This window comes from Nocardioides sp. Arc9.136 (assembly GCF_030506255.1).
Classification (GTDB): Bacteria; Actinomycetota; Actinomycetes; order Propionibacteriales; family Nocardioidaceae; genus Nocardioides.
Window position 1 is genome coordinate 1,790,354 of record NZ_CP113431.1, and the last position, 21,198, is coordinate 1,811,551.

General features: G+C 74.2%; 17 protein-coding genes. 9 read left to right on the plus strand and 8 right to left on the minus strand.

Going from position 1 to position 21,198, the window contains the following annotated elements:
• Nucleotides 1–225, plus strand: a complete 225-nt coding sequence (locus OSR43_RS08665; RefSeq protein ID WP_302270897.1) for a hypothetical protein — start codon at nucleotides 1–3, stop codon at nucleotides 223–225.
• Between the two features lie 59 nt (nucleotides 226–284).
• Nucleotides 285–2,006, plus strand: coding sequence for a glycoside hydrolase family 3 protein (locus tag OSR43_RS08670; protein WP_302270898.1), 1,722 nt, complete (start codon nucleotides 285–287; stop codon nucleotides 2,004–2,006).
• Between the two features lie 86 nt (nucleotides 2,007–2,092).
• On the opposite strand, the gene OSR43_RS08675 is transcribed toward OSR43_RS08670, so the two are convergent.
• From OSR43_RS08675 to OSR43_RS08690, 4 genes are read right to left on the minus strand one after another with little or no spacing between them, the layout of a single operon-like run.
• Nucleotides 2,093–2,593 (minus strand): carbonic anhydrase, encoded by a 501-nt coding sequence (locus OSR43_RS08675; protein ID WP_302270899.1) that lies wholly within the window; start codon nucleotides 2,591–2,593, stop codon nucleotides 2,093–2,095.
• A gap of 22 nt (nucleotides 2,594–2,615) precedes the next feature.
• Nucleotides 2,616–4,385: an MFS transporter gene (locus OSR43_RS08680; protein ID WP_302270900.1), complete on the minus strand. Its 1,770-nt coding sequence runs from the start codon at nucleotides 4,383–4,385 to the stop codon at nucleotides 2,616–2,618.
• Between the two features lie 7 nt (nucleotides 4,386–4,392).
• Entirely contained in the window at nucleotides 4,393–5,136 is a 744-nt protein-coding gene (locus tag OSR43_RS08685) for an LppX_LprAFG lipoprotein (protein ID WP_302270901.1), read from the minus strand.
• A 5-nt stretch (nucleotides 5,137–5,141) separates the two neighbouring features.
• Nucleotides 5,142–7,634, minus strand: coding sequence for a DNA topoisomerase (ATP-hydrolyzing) subunit A (locus OSR43_RS08690; protein ID WP_302270902.1), 2,493 nt, complete (start codon nucleotides 7,632–7,634; stop codon nucleotides 5,142–5,144).
• Nucleotides 7,635–7,702: 68 nt separating this feature from the next.
• On the opposite strand from OSR43_RS08690, the gene OSR43_RS08695 reads away from it, so the two are divergent.
• From OSR43_RS08695 to OSR43_RS08705, 3 genes are all read left to right on the plus strand, one after another.
• Nucleotides 7,703–10,399, plus strand: a complete 2,697-nt coding sequence (locus OSR43_RS08695) for a bifunctional GNAT family N-acetyltransferase/acetate--CoA ligase family protein (RefSeq protein ID WP_302270903.1) — start codon at nucleotides 7,703–7,705, stop codon at nucleotides 10,397–10,399.
• Nucleotides 10,400–10,473: 74 nt separating this feature from the next.
• A complete protein-coding gene (locus OSR43_RS08700; protein WP_302270904.1) occupies nucleotides 10,474–11,058 on the plus strand; it encodes a DUF5998 family protein in 585 nt (194 codons plus the stop codon).
• Nucleotides 11,059–11,069: 11 nt separating this feature from the next.
• A complete protein-coding gene (locus tag OSR43_RS08705; RefSeq protein WP_302270906.1) occupies nucleotides 11,070–12,209 on the plus strand; it encodes an alkaline phosphatase family protein in 1,140 nt (379 codons plus the stop codon).
• A 42-nt stretch (nucleotides 12,210–12,251) separates the two neighbouring features.
• Here the strand turns inward: OSR43_RS08705 and OSR43_RS08710 are convergent, their stop codons facing one another.
• Nucleotides 12,252–13,919 carry an AMP-binding protein gene (locus OSR43_RS08710; RefSeq protein ID WP_302270907.1) on the minus strand — a complete coding sequence of 556 codons (1,668 nt, stop codon included), beginning with the start codon at nucleotides 13,917–13,919 and terminating at the stop codon, nucleotides 12,252–12,254.
• A 75-nt stretch (nucleotides 13,920–13,994) separates the two neighbouring features.
• Nucleotides 13,995–14,648, minus strand: a complete 654-nt coding sequence (locus tag OSR43_RS08715) for a thymidine kinase (RefSeq protein WP_302270909.1) — start codon at nucleotides 14,646–14,648, stop codon at nucleotides 13,995–13,997.
• 41 nt (nucleotides 14,649–14,689) lie between these two features.
• Here OSR43_RS08715 and OSR43_RS08720 point away from each other — a divergent pair, with 41 nt between their 5' ends.
• On the plus strand, nucleotides 14,690–15,538 hold the full coding sequence (locus tag OSR43_RS08720; protein ID WP_302270910.1) for a sulfurtransferase: 849 nt from the start codon (nucleotides 14,690–14,692) through the stop codon (nucleotides 15,536–15,538).
• On the opposite strand, the gene OSR43_RS08725 is transcribed toward OSR43_RS08720, so the two are convergent.
• Together OSR43_RS08725 and sepH are read right to left on the minus strand one after the other, a co-directional pair.
• Nucleotides 15,519–17,516, minus strand: a complete 1,998-nt coding sequence (locus OSR43_RS08725) for an SDR family oxidoreductase (protein ID WP_302270911.1) — start codon at nucleotides 17,514–17,516, stop codon at nucleotides 15,519–15,521. The genes OSR43_RS08720 and OSR43_RS08725 overlap by 20 nt on opposite strands.
• A gap of 20 nt (nucleotides 17,517–17,536) precedes the next feature.
• A complete protein-coding gene (gene sepH / locus OSR43_RS08730; RefSeq protein ID WP_302270913.1) occupies nucleotides 17,537–18,541 on the minus strand; it encodes a septation protein SepH in 1,005 nt (334 codons plus the stop codon).
• Between the two features lie 88 nt (nucleotides 18,542–18,629).
• On the opposite strand from sepH, the gene OSR43_RS08735 reads away from it, so the two are divergent.
• The 3 genes from OSR43_RS08735 to OSR43_RS08745 all read left to right on the plus strand — a co-directional run bounded on the left by OSR43_RS08735 (nucleotide 18,630) and on the right by OSR43_RS08745 (nucleotide 21,196).
• Nucleotides 18,630–19,247: a trimeric intracellular cation channel family protein gene (locus OSR43_RS08735; protein ID WP_302270915.1), complete on the plus strand. Its 618-nt coding sequence runs from the start codon at nucleotides 18,630–18,632 to the stop codon at nucleotides 19,245–19,247.
• Nucleotides 19,248–19,340: 93 nt separating this feature from the next.
• A complete protein-coding gene (locus tag OSR43_RS08740; RefSeq protein WP_302270916.1) occupies nucleotides 19,341–20,339 on the plus strand; it encodes an ATP-binding cassette domain-containing protein in 999 nt (332 codons plus the stop codon).
• Nucleotides 20,336–21,196: an ABC transporter permease gene (locus OSR43_RS08745; RefSeq protein WP_302270917.1), complete on the plus strand. Its 861-nt coding sequence runs from the start codon at nucleotides 20,336–20,338 to the stop codon at nucleotides 21,194–21,196. The genes OSR43_RS08740 and OSR43_RS08745 overlap by 4 nt, the downstream gene beginning before the upstream one ends.
• Nucleotides 21,197–21,198 lie beyond the last annotated feature (2 nt).

Here is a 21,198-nt window from a genome sequence, read left to right on the forward strand (position 1 = left end):
ATGAACCACCGACTCGCGCGCGCCCTCGGCGCCTCGCTGCTGCTCTCCGGGATCCTCACCCTCGTCGTCGCACTGGTCTGCCACGTCGCCGGCGGTCCGGAGGGGACGCACGCGAGCGCGGTGTGGGTGCTGGCGGTGCTCGGCCTGCTCCTGGTGGGCAACTCGCTGGTCGTGCTGGTCGTGGAGTCCCAGGTCCGCGCCGAGCACGAGCCCAGCGCGGGCTGACCGCGGGCGTCGGGGTCGGCGATCCGGGGACGAACGGTCCCGGCTGGCAGCATGGGCGGGTGCTCCGCCACCGACGACGTCCCGCCCGTGCCCTGGTCGCCGCGCTGGCGACGCTCGCGCTGACGGCGGGCTGCACGAGTGACGACGGTACGTCGCAGGGCGGCCCCGCGGGCGACGCCACGTCCGCCGAGCAGGCTCCGGCGCCCAGCCCGTCCCAGCGGCTCGGCCTGGCCCCCGGCTGGGGTCCCACCCGCGCCGAGCTGGACCGCGCCGCGCGACAGGTGGGCAGGCTGCCGCTCCCGGCGCTCGCCGGCCAGGTGATCGTGGCGCGGTACGCCGGCACGGCCGCGCCGACCCGGTTGGTGCGCCGGCTGCACCTGGGCGGCGTGGTGGTCTTCGACGAGAACGTCGCCGGGCCCGACCAGCTGCGCCAGGCGCTGCGGGCCCTCGAGCGTGGTGCCGGGCGCCGGTGGCCGCTGATGACGGCCGTCGACCAGGAGGGCGGGCTGGTGCAGCGCGTGCGCGGTGCGGTGACGGCGTACCCCGCCTTCATGTCGGCGGGGGCGGCCGACGACGAGCGGCTCACCCGTCGTGCCTACCTGGCGGCGGCGCGCGAGCTGCGCGGGCTCGGGATCGACGTCGACCTGGCGCCCGACGCCGACGTCACCGGCGGCGTGAGCGACCCCGTGATCGGCTCGCGGTCCGCCGGCGCGGACCCGGCCGTGGCCGCGGAGCACTCGGTCGCCGCGGCCCGGGGCATGTGGGCCGCCGGCGTCGTGCCGGTGGTCAAGCACTTCCCCGGGCACGGCTCGCTGACGACCGACAGCCACGTGGGGCTCCCGGTCCAGGACCGCTCGCTGCGCGAGCTCCTGCGCACCGACCTCGTGCCGTTCCGGGCGGCCGTGGCGGCGGGCCTGCCGGCGGTGATGGTCGGCCACATCGCGGTGCAGGCGCTCGACCGCGGCGTGCCGGCCACGGTGTCGCGACCGGTCGTCCACGGCCTCCTGCGCGAGCGGCTCGGCTTCGACGGCCTCGTCGTGAGCGACGCGCTGGAGATGGCCGCGGTCCGGTCGGTGCGGCAGCCGGCGGTCCGCTTCCTCGCCGCGGGCGGGGACGTGGTGCTGATGCCGAGCGATCCCGCGGCCGCCCGCGCGGCCATCATGGCGGCGGTGCGTGAGGGCCGGCTCCCTCGCCGGCGCCTCGAGCAGGCGGCGACCCGCATGGTCGCGCTGCTCGAGCACACCGCCGACCGGGGCCGCCCCGCCGCGCCGGGCTCGGCGGCGGCCGCCTCCCGCGAGCTGTCCGCGGAGGCCGTCACGGTCGCCGCGGGACCCTGCTCCGGGGCTCTGGTCGACGGACCGGTCGTGCCGCTCGGCGACGACGGCGCGGTGGCGGCGTTCCGCACGGCCGCCTCGGCGGCCGGCACGGAGCTCGGCCACGTGACGTACGTGAAGCCGCCGCGGCCGCAGCGCACGGGCGACCGCAAGCGCGACCGCCGGCGCCTGGCGGCCTGGCGGCGGATCGAGCCGCGCATGGTCGTGCACGGCACTCCGGTCCACCTCGTCGGTCCGGGCGGCACCGCGCCGGACGACGGGATCGTCGTCGCGACCGACCGTCCCTGGGTGCTCGGCACCTCCGCCGCGGGCGTCCGCATCGCGACGTACGGCGAGACGCCGGGCGCCATGGGCGCCCTCGTCGACGTGCTCCGCGGTGAGGCCTCCGCTCCCGGGCGGCTCCCGGTGCCGGTGGTCGGGGTCGAGCGGCGGGGGTGCCGGCTGTAACGACAGGTCCGCTGCTGTGTCGGCACGCTGCAGCGTGCCGACACAGCGGCGAACGTCGCGTTGCAGCCGCTTCGAGCGCCGCGGCCTCAGACGACGCGCTCGAGCAGCCCGCTGTCGACGTCGTAGATGAAGCCGCCGATCTTGACCGACTCGGGCACCAGCGGGTGGCTGCGCACCTTGTGCACGTCGTCGGCGAGCGCGGCCTGCTGGTCGGTGACCACGTTGAACGGCTGCCAGGCGGCGTCCTGGCCGGCCGAGGCGGCGACGCGCTCGCGCAGTTCCTCCTCGGTGTTCGAGGCGACCGCGCAGCGGGTGTGGGGGACCACGAGGATCCGGTCGACGTTGAGCAGGTGCACGCCCAGGACGAGCGCCTCCAGCGCCTGGGGGGTCACCCGACCGCCCGGGTTGCGGAAGATCTTCGCGTCGCCCGGCTTGAGGCCGAGCATGCCGAGCGGGTCGATGCGCGAGTCCATGCAGGTCACGATCGCGACCCCCGCATGGGCGACGCCGTCGAAGCCGGCGAGGTCGAAGGTCTCCGCGAAGCGCTGGTTCGCGGCGAGCAGGTCGTCGAAGTCCGAGTCAGCCACGGACCGGAACCTACCGAACCGCTCAGACGCCCGTGCGGAGGGCCTCGACCGGCGAGACGGCCCGCGTGGCGGCGCCGCGGAAGACCACCAGCGCGAGCAGCCCGGCGAGCACCGCGGCCACCGCGGCGCCGCCGAAGACCGCGTGCTCCTGGGGGATCCCGGCGGCCGCGATCAGGTCGGAGTACTCCTGGCAGCGCGTGCGGTCCCCGCACACCTCGCGCGCCGAGGGGAGCGGGTTGTCCTCGAGGTGGTCGTAGTAGCGGCGCAGGCCCAGCGCGGTGAGCGCGGAGATGCCGACGAGCATGCCGACCATCCGCGCGACGACCACCATCGCGCTGGCCACGCCGTGCACGTCGTCGTCGGTGCTGGCCAGGACCGCGGCGTTGACCGGCGCCAGCGCGAGCCCGAACCCGAAGCCGCACACGACGAGGGTGAGGTCGGAGGTGAGGTGCTCGAGGCTGTCGACGCCCCACTGCGTCATCAGCGCGAACCCGAGCGCGGCCAGCGCCATGCCGACCGCGGTGATCACGCCGGCCCCCACGCGACGGGTGAGCCAGCCGCCGACGACCGCACCGACGGGCAGCGCGACCAGGAAGCGCAGCAGCACCAGGGCCGCCATCAGCTGGGAGTCGCGGTGGATCGTGGTGCGGGCGAACAGGGGGATGTCGATGAGGGCGGCGATGAGCGCGGCGCCGACGAAGAAGCTGACCAGCACCGCGCCCCAGGCCGGGGTACGCCGCAGCGCACCGGCCGGCACGATCGGCGCGTCGGACCGACGGACGTGGACCACGAAGGCGGCGGCGCCGACGGCCGCGCCGAGGAGGTACCAGAGGCCCTGGTCGGAGAAGACCTGGACCTTCGGGTCGGCGGTGGCGAAGGCGAGGATCACCCCGCCCAGCGCGACGGCCAGCAGCAGGGCACCGGTCAGGTCGGCGTCGCGGGCGCTGCGCCACCAGCCGCGGAGGTCGACCAGCGGGCGGCGGGCGGTCGCGCACCGCACGAGGAGCAGCAGCGCCGCCACGATCGCCACCAGGCCCACCGGGGTGAGCCAGCGGCCGTCGCCGACGTACGGCACGAACATCTCGCCCCAGGTCAGGTCGCGCAGCAGCTGGCTGGGCCGCACGAAGACCAGCCCGCCGGCCGCCAGGGCCACCAGCGCGAGCAGCATCCCGACGAGGTCGGGCAGGCCGCGGTGGCCGGGTGGCGAGGCGCCGTCCCGGCCGAGCGCGCGGATCGCGGCGGCGAGCACCAGGCCGACGGCGAGGTTGAGCAGGAAGATCGCGCGCCAGTCGGCGACCGCGAGCACCAGGGCGCCGAGCAGCGGGCCGAGCACGCTGCCGACCTCCTGGACCGCCGAGACCAGCCCCAGCGGGACGCCGCGGCGCTCGGCGGGGTAGAGGTCCGCGACCAGGGCGAGGGTCGCCGGCACCAGGCCGCCGCCACCGACGCCCTGGAGGAAGCGGCCGGTCACCATGCTGGGCAGGTCGTACGCCGCCGCGGTGACCAGCGAGCCGAGCGCGAAGACGACCAGCGCGGCCACGAGCACCGGCGTGCGGCCACGGAGGTCGGCGATCCGCCCGATCAGCGGCAGCATCGCGACGTACCCCAGCAGGAAGCCGGAGATGATCGGGGCGGCCTTCTGCAGCTGCTCCACCGAGACGCCGGCGCCGGCCATCATGTCCGGCAGCGCGAGCACGACCACGTAGGTGTCGGCGGCCGCGAAGGCCACCGCGACCGCTGCCAGGGCGAGCAGCAGGCGCGGCGACCCGAGCCGGCTCGCCGGGGCGCTCACCGGGCGCTCACGGGGCGGTGATGTCCTGCTCGGTGCCGTAGTCGGCGAAGTCGATCGTGTAGGTCATCGAGGGCGAGTCGGCGTAGAAGACGCCGGTCAGCACCGCCGAGGTCAGCAGGCCGTCGTCGTCGACGGTGTACGTCGCGTCGAAGTCGCCCGAGGCGCCCGGGATGACGTTGGCGACGGCCGTGTCGGGGACGGTGCCGGTGTACTCGGTGAGGACCTGGTCGTTCTTCTCCCCGCCGCGCACCGACTCGCCCTCCTCGACGCCGGTCGTCGCCGGCAGCAGGGCCGAGAAGCCGCGCTCGGGGCTCATCAGGTCGGCGGGGTCCGGCGCGCCGTACTCGGTGGGGTCGATGTCCTGCCAGCCGTTGGTCAGCGGCAGCTGGGCGAAGACCTTGTCGTCGACCGCCACGACCGGGACCTCGGCCTCCTGGCCGAAGATGCGCACCGTCAGCGACCCCTCGAAGGCCGGGGCGTGGGTGCCGGTGCCGGCGGCGTCGACGATGCCGGTGACGCCCTCGGGGAGGTCGTCGGTGCTGAGCCGGATCGAGAGCCCGGAGGTCTCGTCGAAGGCCGTCTTCGCCGCCGCCAGGACCTCCTCCGGCGTCTGGTCGTCCGCGGCGGGGCCCGAGCCACCGTCGTCGTCGCCGGAGCAGCCGGTCAGCAGGGCGGTGGAGAGGGTCGCGGCGAGGCCGAGCGCGGCCAGCGTGCGGGCAGGACGGACAGGACCGACGACGGAGCGGAGCATGCCGATCAGCCTTCCACACCGGGGGTGGGCGCCCCGGTCCCGGAGAACCGCGCGGACACGGGGCCCGCGCAGGCCGCGATCGGCTGCGTCCCGGGGATGCCCGAGCCGTCGCGGCGGCCGGTCGCCTCGGGCAGCTCGACCGGGGCGCCGCTGTCGGCGGCGGCGCGCGCCGGTGCGGTGCCCACCCAGGCGAAGACGAGCGCGTCCTCGCCCTTGAGGAACCGGTGGCAGCGCACGCCGCCCGTGGCCCGGCCCTTGGGCGGGTACTCCTCGAAGGGCGTCACCTTCACGGCGCCCGGCTCGGTGCCGGGCAGCGCGGTCGAGGAGCCGGAGGCGGTCACCACGACCGACCCCTCGGGGGCGGCGGGGTCGACCGCGCCGAACCACAGCACGGAGGCGCCGGCGGTCAGCCGGACGCCGGCGATGCCGCCGCCGGTCCGGCCCTGCGGACGGACGCCGTCGGCCCCGAAGTGGAGCAGCTGGGCGTCGGTGGTCACGAAGCAGAGGGTCTCCTCGCCGGTGACGAGCTCGACCGCGCCGACGACCTCGTCGCCGTCGGCGAGCCGGACGACCTCCCAGTCGTCCCGGTTGAGGACCTCGGGGTTGACCCGCTTGACCACGCCCTGCCTGGTGCCCAGCGCGAGGCCCGGTCCGTCGGTGCCGAGCGTGCACAGCGCGAGCAGCCGCTCGCCCGGCTCGAGGGCGAGGATCTCGCTGACGGGCAGGCCGCCCGCGAGGTGCGGGTCGTTCGCGGTGCCGGGCAGCTGGGGCAGCTCCAGCACGCCGATGCGCACCAGCCGGCCGGTGCTGGTCAGCCCGCCGACCTCGCCGCGGGCGGTGCCGCGGACCGCGGAGACGACCACGTCGTGGTTGGCGCGGCCGCCGCCCTGGCCGGGGGGCTCGTCGGTCGCGGTGCGCGCCAGCAGGCCGGAGGAGGAGAGGTAGACGAAGCAGGGGTCGTCGGCGACCTCGAGCGGCACGGCGCTGCTCACCGGCGAGCCGGCGGACTCCAGCAGCACGGTCCGGCGCGGCGTGCCGTACGTCGTGGCGACCTCGGCGAGCTCGTCGGAGACCACCTGCCGCAGCAGCTTCTCGTCGCCGAGGATCGCGTCGAGCTCGTCGATGGTCTGCTGCAGCTCGGACTGCTCCTTCTCCAGCTCGATCCGGGAGAACTTCGTGAGCCGGCGCAGCTGCATCTCGAGGATGTACGTCGCCTGCGGCTCGGTCAGCTCGAAGACGTCCATCAGCCGCCCGCGCGCCTGCTCGGCGTTGTCGCTGGAGCGGATCAGCTGGATGACCTCGTCGATGTCGAGGATCGCGACGAGGAGTCCCTCGACCAGGTGCAGCCGGTCGGCGGCCTTGCCGCGTCGGAAGGTCGAGCGGCGGCGGACCACGTCGTAGCGGTGCGCGAGGAAGACCTCGAGCATCTCCTTGAGGCCCAGCGTGCGGGGCTGGCCGTCGACCAGGGCGACGTTGTTGATGCCGAAGCTGTCCTCCATCGGCGTGAGCCGGTAGAGCTGCTCGAGCAGCGCCTCGGGGACGAAGCCGTTCTTGATCTCGATCACCAGCCGCAGGCCGTGCTCGCGGTCGGTGAGGTCCTTCATGTCCGAGATGCCCTGCAGCTTCTTGACCTGCACGAGGGTCTTGATCCGCTCGATGACCTTCTCGGTGCCCACGCCGTAGGGGAGCTCGGTGACGACGATGCCCTTGCGGCGGTTGGTGATGTTCTCGATGCGGGCGCTGGCGCGCATCTTGAACGTGCCGCGGCCGGTCTCGTAGGCGTCGCGGATGCCGTCAAGGCCGACGATCTTGCCGCCGGTGGGCAGGTCCGGCCCGGGGATGAACCGCATCAGGTCGTCGAGGCTCGCGCGGGGGTCCTTGACCAGGTGGCGCAGCGCCTGGACCACCTCGACCAGGTTGTGCGGGGCGCAGTTGGTCGCCATGCCCACCGCGATCCCGGTGGTGCCGTTGACCACGAGGTTCGGGATGGCCGCAGGCAGCACCGACGGCTCGAGCTCGCGGCTGTCGTAGTTGGGCCGGAAGTCGACGGTGTCCTCGTCGATCGAGGCGGTCATCGCGACCGCGGCCGGCGCCATCCGGGCCTCGGTGTAGCGCATCGCGGCGGGGGAGTCGTCGGGCGAGCCGAAGTTGCCGTGGCCGTCGATGAACGGCAGCCGCATCGACCACGGCTGCGCCATCCGCACCATCGCGTCGTAGATGGCGCCGTCGCCGTGGGGGTGCAGCCGGCCCATGACCTCGCCGACGACGCGCGCGCTCTTGACGTGGCCGCGGTCGGGGCGCAGGCCCATGTCGTTCATCGTGTAGAGGATCCGGCGCTGGACCGGCTTGAGGCCGTCGCGTGCGTCGGGGAGCGCCCGGGAGTAGATGACGGAGTAGGCGTACTCCAGGAACGACGACTCCATCTCCTGCTTGATGTCGGTGTCGAGGATGTGCTCCTCGAAGTCCTCGGGCGGCGGGGGAGTCGTACGTCGTGCCATGGCGACATTCTCCCCGGCGGGGTGGTCGCGGGGGTCGGGGGCACACCGGGACCGGCTAGATTCCTCCCGTGACCGAGCAGGACGTCCCCACCGCCCCCCGGCACTGGGAGGCCGACGTCCTGCTCCGGGACGGACGCACCGCCCACATCCGGCCGATCGGCCCTGCGGACGCCGACCTGCTGGTGGAGTTCTACGCCCGGGTCTCCGACACCTCGAAGTACTACCGGTTCTTCTCGCCGATGCCGCGCCTCTCCGACCGCGACGTCAAGCGGTTCACCCAGGTCGACCACCGCGACCGCGTGGCGTTCGTGCTCACCCTCAGCGGGCAGATGATCGCCGTCGGTCGCTACGACGTCGTCCGGCCCGGCGAGGCGGAGGTCGCCTTCCTCGTCGAGGACAGGCACCAGGGCCGGGGCATCGCCCAGCTGCTGCTCGAGCACCTCGCCCAGGCCGGCCGCGAGCGCGGGGTGGAGCGGTTCGTCGCCGAGGTGCTGCCCGACAACACCCGGATGATCCAGACCTTCCGCGACGCCGGCTACCACGTGGCCAGCGAGTACGAGGACGGCGTGCTGGTCCTGGAGTTCCCGATCACCCCCACCGACACCGCGATCGGGCTGATGCAGGGCCGGGAGCACAAGGCCGAGGCCGCCTCGATCGAGCGGTTCTTCAACCCCCGCTCGGTCGCCGTCATCGGCGCCTCCCGGCGGCAGGACACCATCGGCCAGGCGCTCGTGCGCCACCTGGTCACCGGCGACTTCACCGGGCGGGTGTACGTCGTGAACCCGACCGCCGCCGCGGTCTCGGGCATGCCGGCGTACAAGACCGTCGGCGACATCCCCGACGAGGTCGACGTGGCGATCGTGGCGGTGCCGGCGGAGTCGGTGCAGGACGTCGTGCTCGACTGCGCCGCGAAGGGCGTCCACGGCCTCGTCGTGATCTCCTCGGGCTTCGCCGAGACCGGCGAGGAGGGCCGCCAGCGCCAGCGCCGGCTGGTGGGGCTCTCCCGCTCCTACGGCCTGCGCCTGATCGGCCCGAACTGCCTGGGGATCATCAACACCGACCCCTCCGTCTCGATCAACGCCTCGCTGTCCTCGGTGATGCCGCCGCGCGGTCGTGCCGGGTTCTTCTGCCAGTCCGGCGCGCTCGGCTCCGCGATCCTGGAGAAGGTCCAGAACCGCGGCCTCGGCCTGTCCACCTTCGTCAGCGCGGGCAACCGCGCCGACGTCTCGGGCAACGACCTGCTGCAGTACTGGGAGGAGGACGACTCCACCGAGGTCGTCCTGCTCTACCTGGAGTCCATCGGCAACCCGCGCAAGTTCTCCCGCATCGCGCGCCGGGTCTCGCTGCGCAAGCCGATCATCGCGGTGCGCTCGGGGCGCACCACCCAGGGCGTGCCGATGGGCCACGCGGTGCGCCGGATCTCCGCCCCTCCGCAGGCGGTCGACGCGATGTTCCGCCAGGCCGGGGTGATCCAGGTCGACACGCTCGAGGAGATGTTCGACGTCGCCCAGCTGCTGGCCCACCAGCCGCTGCCGCGCGGGCGCCGGGTCGCGATCGTGGGCAACTCCGACGCGCTCGGCCTGCTCGCCGCCGACGCCGCCGCGGCCGTGGGCCTGGTGGTCAACAAGTCCGTCGCGCTCGGCGCCGAGGCGACGGCCGAGGACTTCGAGGACGCCCTCGACGCCGCCATCGACGACCCCGAGATCGACTCGGTCGTCGCGGTCTACATCCCGCCGCTCAACGTCTCCGGCGAGGACGTCGCGAACGTCCTGGCGGCCGTCGGCGAGCAGTCCGACAAGCCGCTGGTCTCCTCCTTCCTCGGCGCCGAGGGCGTGCCCGAGCTGCTGCGCGTGCCCGACGTGGCCGGCTCGACCGCCGGTCGCGGCTCGGTGCCGTCGTACCCCGCCGTGGAGTACGCCGTGCGCGCGCTCGCCCGCGTCGTGGAGTACGCCGTGTGGCTGCGCACCCCCGACGCCCCGCCCCGCGTCGGCGACACGGTCGACCCGCGCACCGCGAAGGCCGTCGTCAACCGGGTGCTCACCCAGCACCCCGAGGGCGTCGAGCTGAGCCAGGAGACCCTGGCCGAGCTGCTCGCGGCGTACGGCGTGGAGCTGTGGCCGGTGCACCGCGTCGCCAGTCTCGAGGAGGCCCGCGCGGCCGGGGAGTCGCTCGGGTGGGACGTGGTGCTCAAGGCGACCGCCGACCACCTCCGCGAGCGGCCGGACCTGGCCCACGTCTGGCGCAACATCGACGATCCCGAGGAGATGACCGACGCCTGGGACTCGCTGTCCTCGGTCATCGGCGACCCCGCCGGCGCGGGCTTCGTGGTCCAGAAGGTGGCGCAGCCCGGCGTGCCGGTCTCGATCCGCTCGATCGAGGACCCGCTCTTCGGCCCGGTCGTGTCCTTCGGCATCTCGGGTCCGATCACCGACCTGCTGACCGACCGCTCCTACCGGATCCCGCCGCTCAGCGAGCGCGACGCGGCGGCGATGGTGCGCGAGATCAAGGCCGCGCCGATGCTCTTCGGCTACCGCGGCAGCGAGGTGGTCGACGTGGCCGAGGTCGAGCGGCTGATCCTGCGGGTCTCCCAGCTGCAGAACGACCTGCCCCAGGTGCGCTCCCTCGAGCTCTCCCTGGTCCTGGCCGGTGCGCACGGCGCCAGCGTGCTGACCGCGGCCGGGCGGGTCGAGCCGGTGACCGACCCGCGCTCGGACTGGTTCGTGCGCCGGCTGCCGTCGCTGCCGGGGGACACGCTCCCGAGCTGAGGCGGGCCCGGGCGCGGGCGGACCGGTCCCGGCCGGACTGAGCCGGTGGGGGAGGTGCGTGACACACTGCGCGCATGCGCAGCCGCACCACCGACGACCGGGACCGGGCCACCGAGCTCCGGCACGCCATCGACCGCACCGGCTACTACCCCGAGGTCGTCGGGGACGGCGTGGCGGCGGCGGTCGCGGGCGAGCAGGTCCTGTCGTTCTTCGTCCACCACGAGCCGACCTTCGAGCGTGACGAGGTACGTCGCCACCTCAGCGTCGTGGTGCTGACCCCCAGCCGGCTGGTGCTCGCGCACACCGACGAGCACCCCGGCGACGACCTGCTGCCGGAGCCCTACACCTCGACCTCGACCGAGGCGGTCAGCCTCTCGGCGGTCAAGTCCGTGGTCGTCACCCGCAACATCGCCAACCCGACCTCCGGTCCCTCGCGGCCCGCCGAGGTCGTCATGACCATCGGCTGGGGCGGGGTCGCCCGGATCGACCTGGAGCCGGCCGGCTGCTCGGACCCCAGCTGCGAGGCCGACCACGGCTACACCGGCGTGCTGTCCTCCGACGACTTCTCCCTGCGGGTCTCCGCCGCCGCCGACGGGGCCGACGCGGTCCACGGGCTGCTGTCCTTCGCCGAGTCGCTCTCGGCCGCCACCCACGCCTGACGCCGACGACCGTGTCCTCCTCGAGCCCCTCGCCGGTGGACTTCCACGAGCCGGCCTACGGCCAGCGCTCGCTCTCCGACGTCGTGCCCGCCGTCGCGGTCGCGCTGGGCGTCGACCTCGGCGGGCCGACCCCGACCGGCCTCGAGCTGCCGCCGGCCTCGTCGTACGTGCTGTTCCTGGTCGACGGCCTCGGGCACCGGCTGCTGGAGCGGCACGGCCACGCCGCGCCGTACCTCTCCTCGCTGCTGGGGCAGGCGCCCGCCACCGCCGGCGTGCCGTCGACCACCGCGACCAGCCTCACCTCGCTGGGCACCGGCCTCGTGCCGGGCGTGCACGGCCTGGTCGGGTTCACCACGCGGGTGCCGGGCACCGACCGGCTGCTCAACGCGCTGGCCTGGTCCAAGGACGTCGACCCGCTCGAGTGGCAGCCGCACCCGACCGCGTTCGCGCGGCTCGGCTCGGCCGGCGTCTCGGTCCGGGTCGTGAACAAGCGGGAGTTCGCCAGCAGCGGGCTGACGCTGGCCGGCTCCCGCGGTGCCGAGTACGTCGCCGCCGACAAGGTGGGCGAGCGGGTCGCGGCGGCGGTCGCCGCCTGCGTCGAGCGGCCGTCGCTGACCTACCTCTACGACAGCGACCTGGACTGGACGGGCCACCGGTACGGCGTCTCTTCCAGCCAGTGGCTCCAGCAGCTCTCGAGCATCGACTCCGAGGCCGAGCAGCTGCGCGAGGTGCTCCCGGCCGACGTGCGGCTCGTCGTCGTGGCCGACCACGGGATGGTCGACTGCCCGCCCGAGCACCGCCTCGACGTCGACGACCACCCCGAGCTCCGCGACGGCGTGCGGCTGCTCGGCGGCGAGGCGCGCTTCCGCCACCTCTACGTCGACCGCGGCGCGGTCGACGACGTGGCCGCGGCGTGGTCGTCGGTGCTGGGGGAGCGGGCGGAGGTGCTCACCCGCGAGCAGGCGGTCCGGCGCGGGTGGTTCGGGCCGGTGGACGCCTCGGTGCTGCCGCGGCTGGGCGACGTCGTCGTCGCCTCGACCGGCGACCACGGTGTGTTCTCGACGACCGACTTCTCCTACGAGAAGACGCTCGTGGGCCTGCACGGGTCGCTCACGCCCGAGGAGATGCTGATCCCGGTCCTGGTCGACTGACCACGGCGGGCACTCGCGCCGCCGGGGCGGACCGGGAGGCGCTCAGCCGAGCAGCGCGAGCCGACCGTGCTCGGCGTACTCCGCCTCGAGGTCGGCGACCCGCTCGGCCGTGAGCGGCCGGTAGGCGCCGTCGACGCGCTCGAAGACCGGGTCCTCACCGCGCCACAGCAGGCGGCGCAGGGAGGGCTTGTCCACCTTGCGGGTCGCGGTGACCGGCAGGTCGCTGGTCAGCCGCACGAGCCGGGGCGCCCACTTGGTGCCGAGGTCGGCCTGCTCGTCGAGGAACGCCGCGAGGTCGGAGCCGTCCACGGCGGCGGGGTCGGTGACCTGCAGCGTGGCCATCACCAGGTCGCCGGTCCGCGGGTCGGGGACGGGGTAGACCGCCGCGACGGCGACGCCGGGGAAGCGGGACAGGATCCGCTCGACCGGCGCGGCCGCGAAGTTCTCGGAGTCCACGCGCAGCCAGTCGGCGGTGCGGCCGGCGAAGTAGAAGAAGCCGTCCTCGTCGCGGTAGCCGAGGTCACCGGTCCAGAAGTCGCCGTCGCGCAACTTCTCGGCGCTCGCCTCGGGGTTCTTGTAGTAGCCCTCGAACCGCGCCGCGGCACCGCGGGAGACGATCTCGCCGGTCGCCTCCGCGGCGTTGAGCAGCTCACCGTCGGGGGAGAAGCGCGCCGGCGGGCACGGCCGGCCGTCCTCGCCGACGACGTCGATGGTGAAGCCGACCTGGGGCAGGCCCAGGGCCGCGCCGGGCGTCTCCGGGGTCCGGATGATGTAGCACGTGCCCTCCGAGGAGCCGTAGGACTCCGAGACGGCCACGCCGTAGCGCCGGAGGAACTCCTCGCGGTCGCGCGTCGACGCCTCGGTGCCGAAGCCGAAGCGCAGCTTCGTGCGGCCCTCGTCGGGGCTCTCGGGCTGGGCCAGCACGTAGGCCAGCGAGCGGCCGACGTAGTTGAAGAAGGTGGCGCCGGTCTCGAGGACGTCGGCGAGGAAGCCGGACGCCGAGAACCGGCGCCGCAGGGCGAACGCCGCGCCGTGGTTGATGCACGGGCCCCAGGCGGCCATCAGCGCGTTGCCGTGGAAGAGCGGCATCGCGTTGTACGCCACGTCCTCGGGCCCGACCGGGATCGGGGTCAGCTGGCAGACCGTCGCCCAGCGACCGGTCGAGCAGATGACCGCCTTGGGCGCGCCGGTGGAGCCGGAGGTGAAGAGCAGCAGCAGCACGCTGCGCGGGTCGAGCCCCTCGGGCGTCGCCTCGACCGGGGCGCCGGCGTGGCGCGCCAGCAGCGCGGCGTACTCCTCGCCCTCGACGTCGAGCACCGTCCCCGCGCCGTGGTCGAGGCCCTCGAGCAGCGCGTCGTGCGGGGCGGAGGTGAGGATCACCGCGCAGTCGGTCCGGCGTACGTCGGAGGCGAGCTCGGCCCCGCGCCGGGTCGGGTTGACGCCGACGACCGTGGCGCCGGCGAGGGCGGCGCCGGCCACGAGGAAGAGGTACTCCGGGGTGTTCTCGAGCAGCACGCCGACGTGCCAGGGGGCGTCGGCCGGGCGCAGCTCCTGGAGCACCGCGGACCGCACGGCCGCCTCGGCCAGCACCTCGCGCCAGGTCCACCGGCGGCCCTCGAAGACCAGCCCGGTGCCGTCGTCCCCCGCGCGGGCGAGGAACAGCTCGGCCATCGTGGCGTGGGGCAGGACGGGCATGGTGGCGTCGGTCACGTCGGCATTGCACCCGGTGGGCATGGGCCGGCGCGAGGGCCGATCCCGCAGACCGGGACGACGCGACGAGGGGGGCTACCCGAAGGGCAGCGGCTCGGGCGCCAGGGAGACCGCCTTCGCCCGGGCCGCGGTGAGGCGGCGGCGGTGGTGCTGGCGGCACAGCACCTCGTAGGCGACGTCGGCCGGCACGACGCCCGCCTCGTCCACGTCGCCGACGACGATGACCTCGCCCTCGACGACCATCGCGCCGTTCTCGGTGCGCGCGTTGTGCGTGGCGCGCTTGCCGCACCAGCACAGCGCCTCGACCTGGAGCACGTTCATCCGGTCGGCGATCTCGACCAGGCGCTGTGACCCGGGGAACAGCGCGGTCCGGAAGTCGGTGAGGATGCCGAAGGCGAAGACGTCGATCTGCAACTCGTCGACGACCTTGGCGAGCTGGTCGACCTGCTCGCGCGTGTAGAACTGCGCCTCGTCGCAGATCAGGTAGTCGATCCGGCCGCCGTGGGTCAGCGACTCCACGACGTAGCGCCAGAAGTCGAAGTCCGGGCCGACCTCGATCGCGTCGTGGGTCAGCCCGAGCCGGCTGGAGATCAGTGCCTCGCCGGCCCGGTCGTGGGTGGTGAAGATCCGGCCGGCGCGGCCGCGGGCCGCGTGGTTGTGGTTCGTCTGGAGCGCCAGGGTCGACTTGCCGGAGTCCATCGTCCCGGTGAAGAAGTGCAGTTCCGCCACCGGCGGATCCTCCCACGTGTCGTGGGCCGGCACGCGGCAGGATGGGTCCCGTGACCGGACCGCTCATCACTGCCCAGGCGCTGCAGGTGCTCCTCGCCGAGGAAGTCGCGGGGGTCACGGTGCTCGACGTCCGCTACCGGCTCGGCGGACCGCCCGGTGCCGAGGAGTTCCGGCGCGGTCACGTCCCGGGTGCGGCGTACGTCGACCTCGACCGCGACCTCGCCGGGCCGGCCGGCCCGCGGGGCCGCCACCCGCTGCCGCGGACCGAGGACCTGCAGCGGGCGATGCGGGCGGCCGGGGTGTCCGACGGCCGCCCGGTCGTCGTCCTCGACGACTGGTCCGGGCACGCGGCGGCGCGGGCGTGGTGGCTGCTGCGCTTCCACGGCCACACGGACGTGCGCGTGCTCGACGGCGCCTGGCCGGCCTGGCTCGCCGCCGGCGGGCCGGTCGAGCAGGGCCCGACGACGGTGCCGGCCGGCGACTTCACCGCACGGCCCGGCGGCATGCCGGTGGTCGACGTCGAGGGGGTGCCCGGCGTCGAGGTGCTCGTGGACGCCCGGGCGCCGGAGCGGTACCGGGGCGACGTCGAGCCCGTCGACCCGGTCGCCGGCCACGTGCCCGGCGCGGTCAACGTCCCGACGTCGAGCAACCTCGCCGCCGACGGGCGCTTCCGCGACGCGACATCGCTGCGCGAGGTCTACGCAGCGGTCGGCGCCACGCCGGGGGCCGACGTGGCGGCGTACTGCGGCTCGGGCGTGACCGCGGCGCACGACGTGCTGACGATGGAGGTGGCCGGTGTGCGGGCCGCGCTGTGGCCGGGGAGCTGGAGCGAGTGGGTGGCCGAGCCGGGGCGTCCGGTGGCGACCGGCGCTACCAGTGGACGCCCTTGAGCACCCGGGCCAGCACCATCTGCTCGGACCCGCGCGTCGCCGCGCACCCGTCACCCCCGGTGCCGGCCGCGGCGGCGGTCGAGTCCGGGAACACCTGGTAGGCGAGGTTCAGCACGCGGAACGTCGTCCGCGGCGCCACGGTGTGGGCGATCGCGCCGGCGGTGCCGAGCAGCGTGCCGATCCGGTGCGGCCGCTCGACGATCGCCTCCAGCACGAGGTCGGCGGCCTGGGCGGGGGAGATCGCGGGGAACCGGTCGTAGAGCCTGGTCGGCGCGATCATCGGCGTCCGGACCAGCGGCATGTGGATGGTGGTGAAGGTGATGCCGTCGCCGACCAGCTCGCTGGCCACCACGTCGCTCCAGGAGTCCAGGGCCGACTTGGAGGCGACGTACGCCGAGAAGCGCGGCGGGTTCGTCTGCACCCCGATCGAGCTGACGTTGACGACGTGGCCGTCCTGCTGCTGCCGCATCGCCGGGAGCAGCCCGGTCACCAGGCGGATCGCGCCGAAGTAGTTGAGCTGCATCGTGCGCTCGAAGTCGTGGAACCGGTCCTCGGACAGCCTCAGCGAGCGTCGGATCGAGCGGCCGGCGTTGTTGACGACGACGTCGACCGACGGCAGGTCGCTCAGCAGGGCCGCGCAGAGGTCGTCGATCGCGTCGAGGTCGGAGAGGTCGCAGGGGTGCACGTGGGCGGTGCCCCCGCGCAGCTCGATGACCGACCTCAGGTCCTCCAGCTTGTCCTTGCCACGTGCGACCAGGACGGGGACGCCGCCGGCCTGGGCCACCTTGAGCGCGGTCACCTGGCCGATCCCGGACGAGGCGCCGGTGATCACGACGTGCTTGCCCCGCAGCGCGTCCCGGATGCGCGGGTCGCGCGCCGTGGAGGTGTCCAGGTGGTCCTCCCAGTAGGTCCACAGGGTGCGGGCGTACCCCTCGAGGTCGGGCACGCTGATCCCCGAGCCCGCGAGCGCTCGCTCGGTGCGCCGGGAGTCGAGGACGGCCGTGAACGAGGTGTGGGCGAGCACCTCGGCCGGGATGCCCACCCGGCTGGTCACCGGGTCCAGGAGCCGCTGCACGGCGGGGTTGCCCACGACGCCGGAGAGCAGCGCGGCCGGTCGCAGCACGCGCGGGAGCAGCCCGGGTCCGTCGACCGAGGTCACGAAGCGGGGAGCCCCCGCGGCGGCGCAGAAGGCGTTGACGGCCTCGAGCACCGGTCGCGGCTCGGGGTCGACCAGGTGGAAGGCCTCGCCGTCGTGCCCGGGCAGGTGGGCGAGGTGGTCCAGCGCGGAGGCCACGTAGTCGACCGGCACCACGTTGGTCGCGCCGAGGTCGAGGCCGACCATCGGCAGCCAGGCGGGCAGCGTGTCGCGCAGGGTCTTGAGGAGCGGGAAGAAGTAGTAGGGCCCGTCGACCTTGTCCATCTCGCCGGTCGCGGAGTCCCCGACGACGATCGCGGGCCGGTAGACCCGCCAGGGGACCGCCGCCTCGGCCCGGACGATCCGCTCGGCCTCGTGCTTGGTGCGGTGGTACGCCGAGGGCAGCCGCTGGCCCTCGTCGAACATCGTCTCGTCGAAGCGGCCCACGAAGTCGCCGGCCACCGCCACCGAGCTGACGTGGTGCAGGCGGCCCGCGCCGAGCGCCTCGGCGAGCTCGAGGGCGTGCCGGGTGCCCTCGACGTTCATCGCCTCGTTGGCGGCGTCGTCGGCGGTCATGTCGTAGACCGCGGCGAGGTGGAAGAAGTGCTCGACGCTCCCGGCGTGCTCGCTCACCCACGTCGGGTCGACGCCGAGCCGTGGCTCGGTGAGGTCCCCGACCACGGGGACGACCCGGTCGCTGCGCCAGCGTTGGCGCAGTGCCTCCAGCCGGGGCAGCGAGGCCGCCCGGCACAGCACGTGCACGTCGCCCTCGCGGTGGTCCAGCAGCTCCTGGACCAGCCGGCGGCCGATGAAGCCTGTGGCGCCGGTCACGAAGTACGACATGGCGGGAGGCTACTCCCGGATCACTCCTGCTTGCCGCCGCCGAACATGATCTCGTCCCAGCTGGGGACCGAGGCGCGGCCGCCCTTCTTGCGGACCGCTCGCCGTGGCGGCGGCTGCTCGGCGGGCTCGGGGTCCGGCTCGGGCTCGTCGCGCACGGCTGGCTGCTCCGTGGTCGGTGCCTCGGCGTCGGCGGACCCGCGGTCGAGCGCGGCCGCGTCGGCGGCCTCCTCGGCCAGCGCGCGCTCCTGCTCGGCGGCGCCCGGCTCGGTGGCGGGGGCGGTGTCCAGGAACGCCTCGACCGGCTGGTCGTCGTTGACCAGCTGGATGGCGTCGTCGCCCAGCTCGTCGCCCGGCTCGCCGCCGAGCGGCAGCTCCTGGTCCACGAGGTCGACGGTGGTGAGCCGGCGCTGGCGGGCCTGCTGGAGGTCGTCGCGCGCCGGCTCGGGCTCGGGCAGGGCCTCGCCGACCAGCCAGCGGGCGTCGTCGTTCTCCAGGAGCACGAAGTTGCCCGGCATGTCGAAGACCAGCTCGGCGATCCCGCTGCGCTGGGTGGTCTCGTACGCCGCGACCAGCGCCCAGCGGCCGTCGTCGCGGCGCCACGAGTCCCACTCGACGGTCCCGGCGTCGCCGTGCACCGAGCGCAGGTGGGCCTCCACCGCCTCGCCGAGGGTGCGGGCCGTCCCCGAGGCCTCACCGGCGCGGCGACGTACCGAGGACCGCTGGGCCCGGTCGGCCACGTGGCGGCGCTCGTCGAGCACCGGCCCGGCGAAGGCCATGATCTTCTCGACCGAGGTGCCCGCGGCTGCCGCGACGTCCTCCGTCGACGCCCCCGCCCGGATCCGGGCCTGGATGTCGCGGGGCCGGAGGGTGCTCTCCATCTGCTTCTCCATACGTCTCGGCGGGTGCTGGCGCAGGGCGCTCCGGAGGCGCTGGTCGATGTCGAGCTCGTGCTCGCCACCGGCGTCGTCGGTCAGCAGCAGACGCGTCCCGTCCTCGCTCACTCCGGTGAGCTCGAGGTGCGCCATGGGTGTCTGGTCCTTGCCCGGTCGTTCCTGCTGGTCGTGGGCCCAGAGCCTACGCCAGCCGACCCGCGCGGCCGGGTAACCTCCGAGCGTGCCGACACTCGTCGTCCTCGACCTGGTCGGGATCTTCGTCTTCGCCATCTCCGGCGGCCTGGTCGCCGTCCGCAAGGACCTCGACGTCTTCGGCGTGCTGCTGCTGGCCGGGACCACCGGTCTCGGTGGCGGGTTCGTCCGCGACGTGCTGATCGGGGTCACCCCGCCCACGGCGTTGGCCGACTGGCGCTACCTCGTGGTCCCGGCGGTCGCCGGCCTGCTGACTTTCGGCTACCACCCGGTGCTGGGCCGGATGGAGCGGACGGTCAACGTCTTCGACGCCTTCGGCCTGGCGCTCTTCTGCGTCGCCGGGGCGCTGAAGGCGCTCGACCACGGGCTGGGCCCCGTGCCGGCGGCGCTCCTGGGGATGACCACCGGGATCGGCGGCGGCGTCCTGCGCGACCTGCTGGCCGGGCGGGTGCCGGTGGTGTTCCGCGGCGAACTGTACGCGACGCCGGCGCTCGCCGGGGCGCTCGTCGCCGTGGTCGGCACCGAGCTCGAGGTGAACCGGGTGCTCGTCAGCGTGGTGGGTGCGGCGGTGTGCCTCGTGTGGCGCCTGCTCGCGCTGCTGCGGGGGTGGCAGGCACCCCGCCCGCAGGGCGCCGCGAGCGTCTGAGCCGGTCCGGGCGGCCGGTCCGAGGTTCCTGGCTCCTCGCCGGCGGACCGATGAGTTGCCGCACTGTCGGTGGTCGGTGCCACTGTGATCCACATGACACCAGACCTCGCGATCGAGACCCGCGGCCTCGTCAAGACCTTCGGTGAGACCCGGGCCGTCGACGGCGTCGACCTCACCGTCCCGGTCGGCGGCGTGTACGGCGTGCTCGGGCCGAACGGCGCCGGGAAGACCACGACCATCCGGATGCTCGCGACGCTGCTGCCGCCCGACGGCGGCACCGCCCGCGTGCTGGGCCACGACGTGGCCACCAAGGCGGCGACGGTCCGGTCCCGCGTCGCGCTGACCGGCCAGTTCGCCTCGCTCGACGAGGACCTCTCCGGGCAGGAGAACCTCGTGCTCGTCGCGCGCCTGCAGGGCTACGACCGCTCCGGCGCACGTCGCCGGGCGACCGAGCTGCTCGAGGCCTTCGACCTGGGCGCAGCGGCGCGTAAGCAGGTCAAGGCCTACTCGGGCGGCATGCGTCGGCGCCTCGACATCGCGGCCTCGATCGTCGTCCGGCCCGACCTGATGTTCCTCGACGAGCCGACGACCGGCCTGGACCCCCGCAGCCGCAACCAGGTGTGGGAGATCGTCCGGGCGCTGGTGCGCGCGGGCACGACGGTGCTGCTGACCACCCAGTACCTCGAGGAGGCCGACCAGCTCGCCGACCGGATCGCCGTCATCGACCACGGCCGGGTGATCGCCGAGGGCACCAGCGGCGAGCTCAAGGCCTCCGTCGGGTCCGGCGCGGTGAAGGTGCGGGTGGCCGACCCCGCCGACCGCGAGCCGCTCGCCGCGCTCCTGGCCGAGGAGCTCGGCGCCGACCCGGTCCTCGACTCCGACCCGGCGTCGGTGTCCTTCCGGGTCACCGACCCCACCCGGGTGGCCGGTGCCCTGCACCGGGCGGGCGAGCGGGGCCTCGGGATCTCGGAGTACTCCCTCGGCCAGCCCAGCCTCGACGAGGTCTTCCTCGCCCTCACCGGCCGCCCGGCGGAGGACCCGACCGCCGCCACCGCCACCGACCAGCCGACCACCGAAGGAGTCCCGGCATGACGACGACCGCGCGGACCGAGCACGGCCGCAGCACCGACCACGCCCCGTCCCTCGACGCCTCGGTGATCGCCGTCGTCGGGGGCGCCGAGCGGCCCCGCCACGCCGGCCCGGTCTCGGCGTCGGTGACCTACGGGTGGCGGGCGCTGCTGAAGATCAAGCACGTCCCCGAGCAGCTCTTCGACGTGACGATGTTCCCGATCATGTTCACGCTGATGTTCACCTACGTCTTCGGCGGGGCGATGGCGGGCTCACCGGGGGAGTACCTCCAGTACGCCCTGCCCGGGATCCTCACCCAGACGGTCGTGTTCATCACGATGTACACCGCGCTCACCATCAACACCGACATCGAGAAGGGCGTCTTCGACCGGTTCCGCTCGCTGCCGGTGTGGCGTCCGGCGCTGCTGGTGGGCGCGTTGCTCGGGGACACGCTCCGCTACGCAATCGCGTCGCTGGTCGTGCTGGCGGTCGGCCTGGCCATCGGCTACCGCGCGCCGGGCGGCGTCCTGGGCGTGCTCGCGGCGGTGGTCCTGCTCGTGCTGTTCTGCGTGTCGCTGACCTGGGTCTGGCTGATCGTGGGGCTGAAGGTCCGCACCCCCAACGCGGTGATGGGGACCTCGATGATGGTGCTCTTCCCGCTGACGTTCGTCTCCTCGGTGTTCGCCCCGCCGGAGACGATGCCGGGCTGGCTGCAGTCCTTCGTCGACATCAACCCGATCACGCTGCTCGTCGAGGCCGCCCGCGGGCTGATGAACGACGCCGCGGACGCCGGCGACATCCTGGTCGTGGTGCTGATGTCGGTCGCCATCACCGCGGTCTTCGCGCCGATCGCGCTGCGGCTCTACAACCACAAGACCTGAGC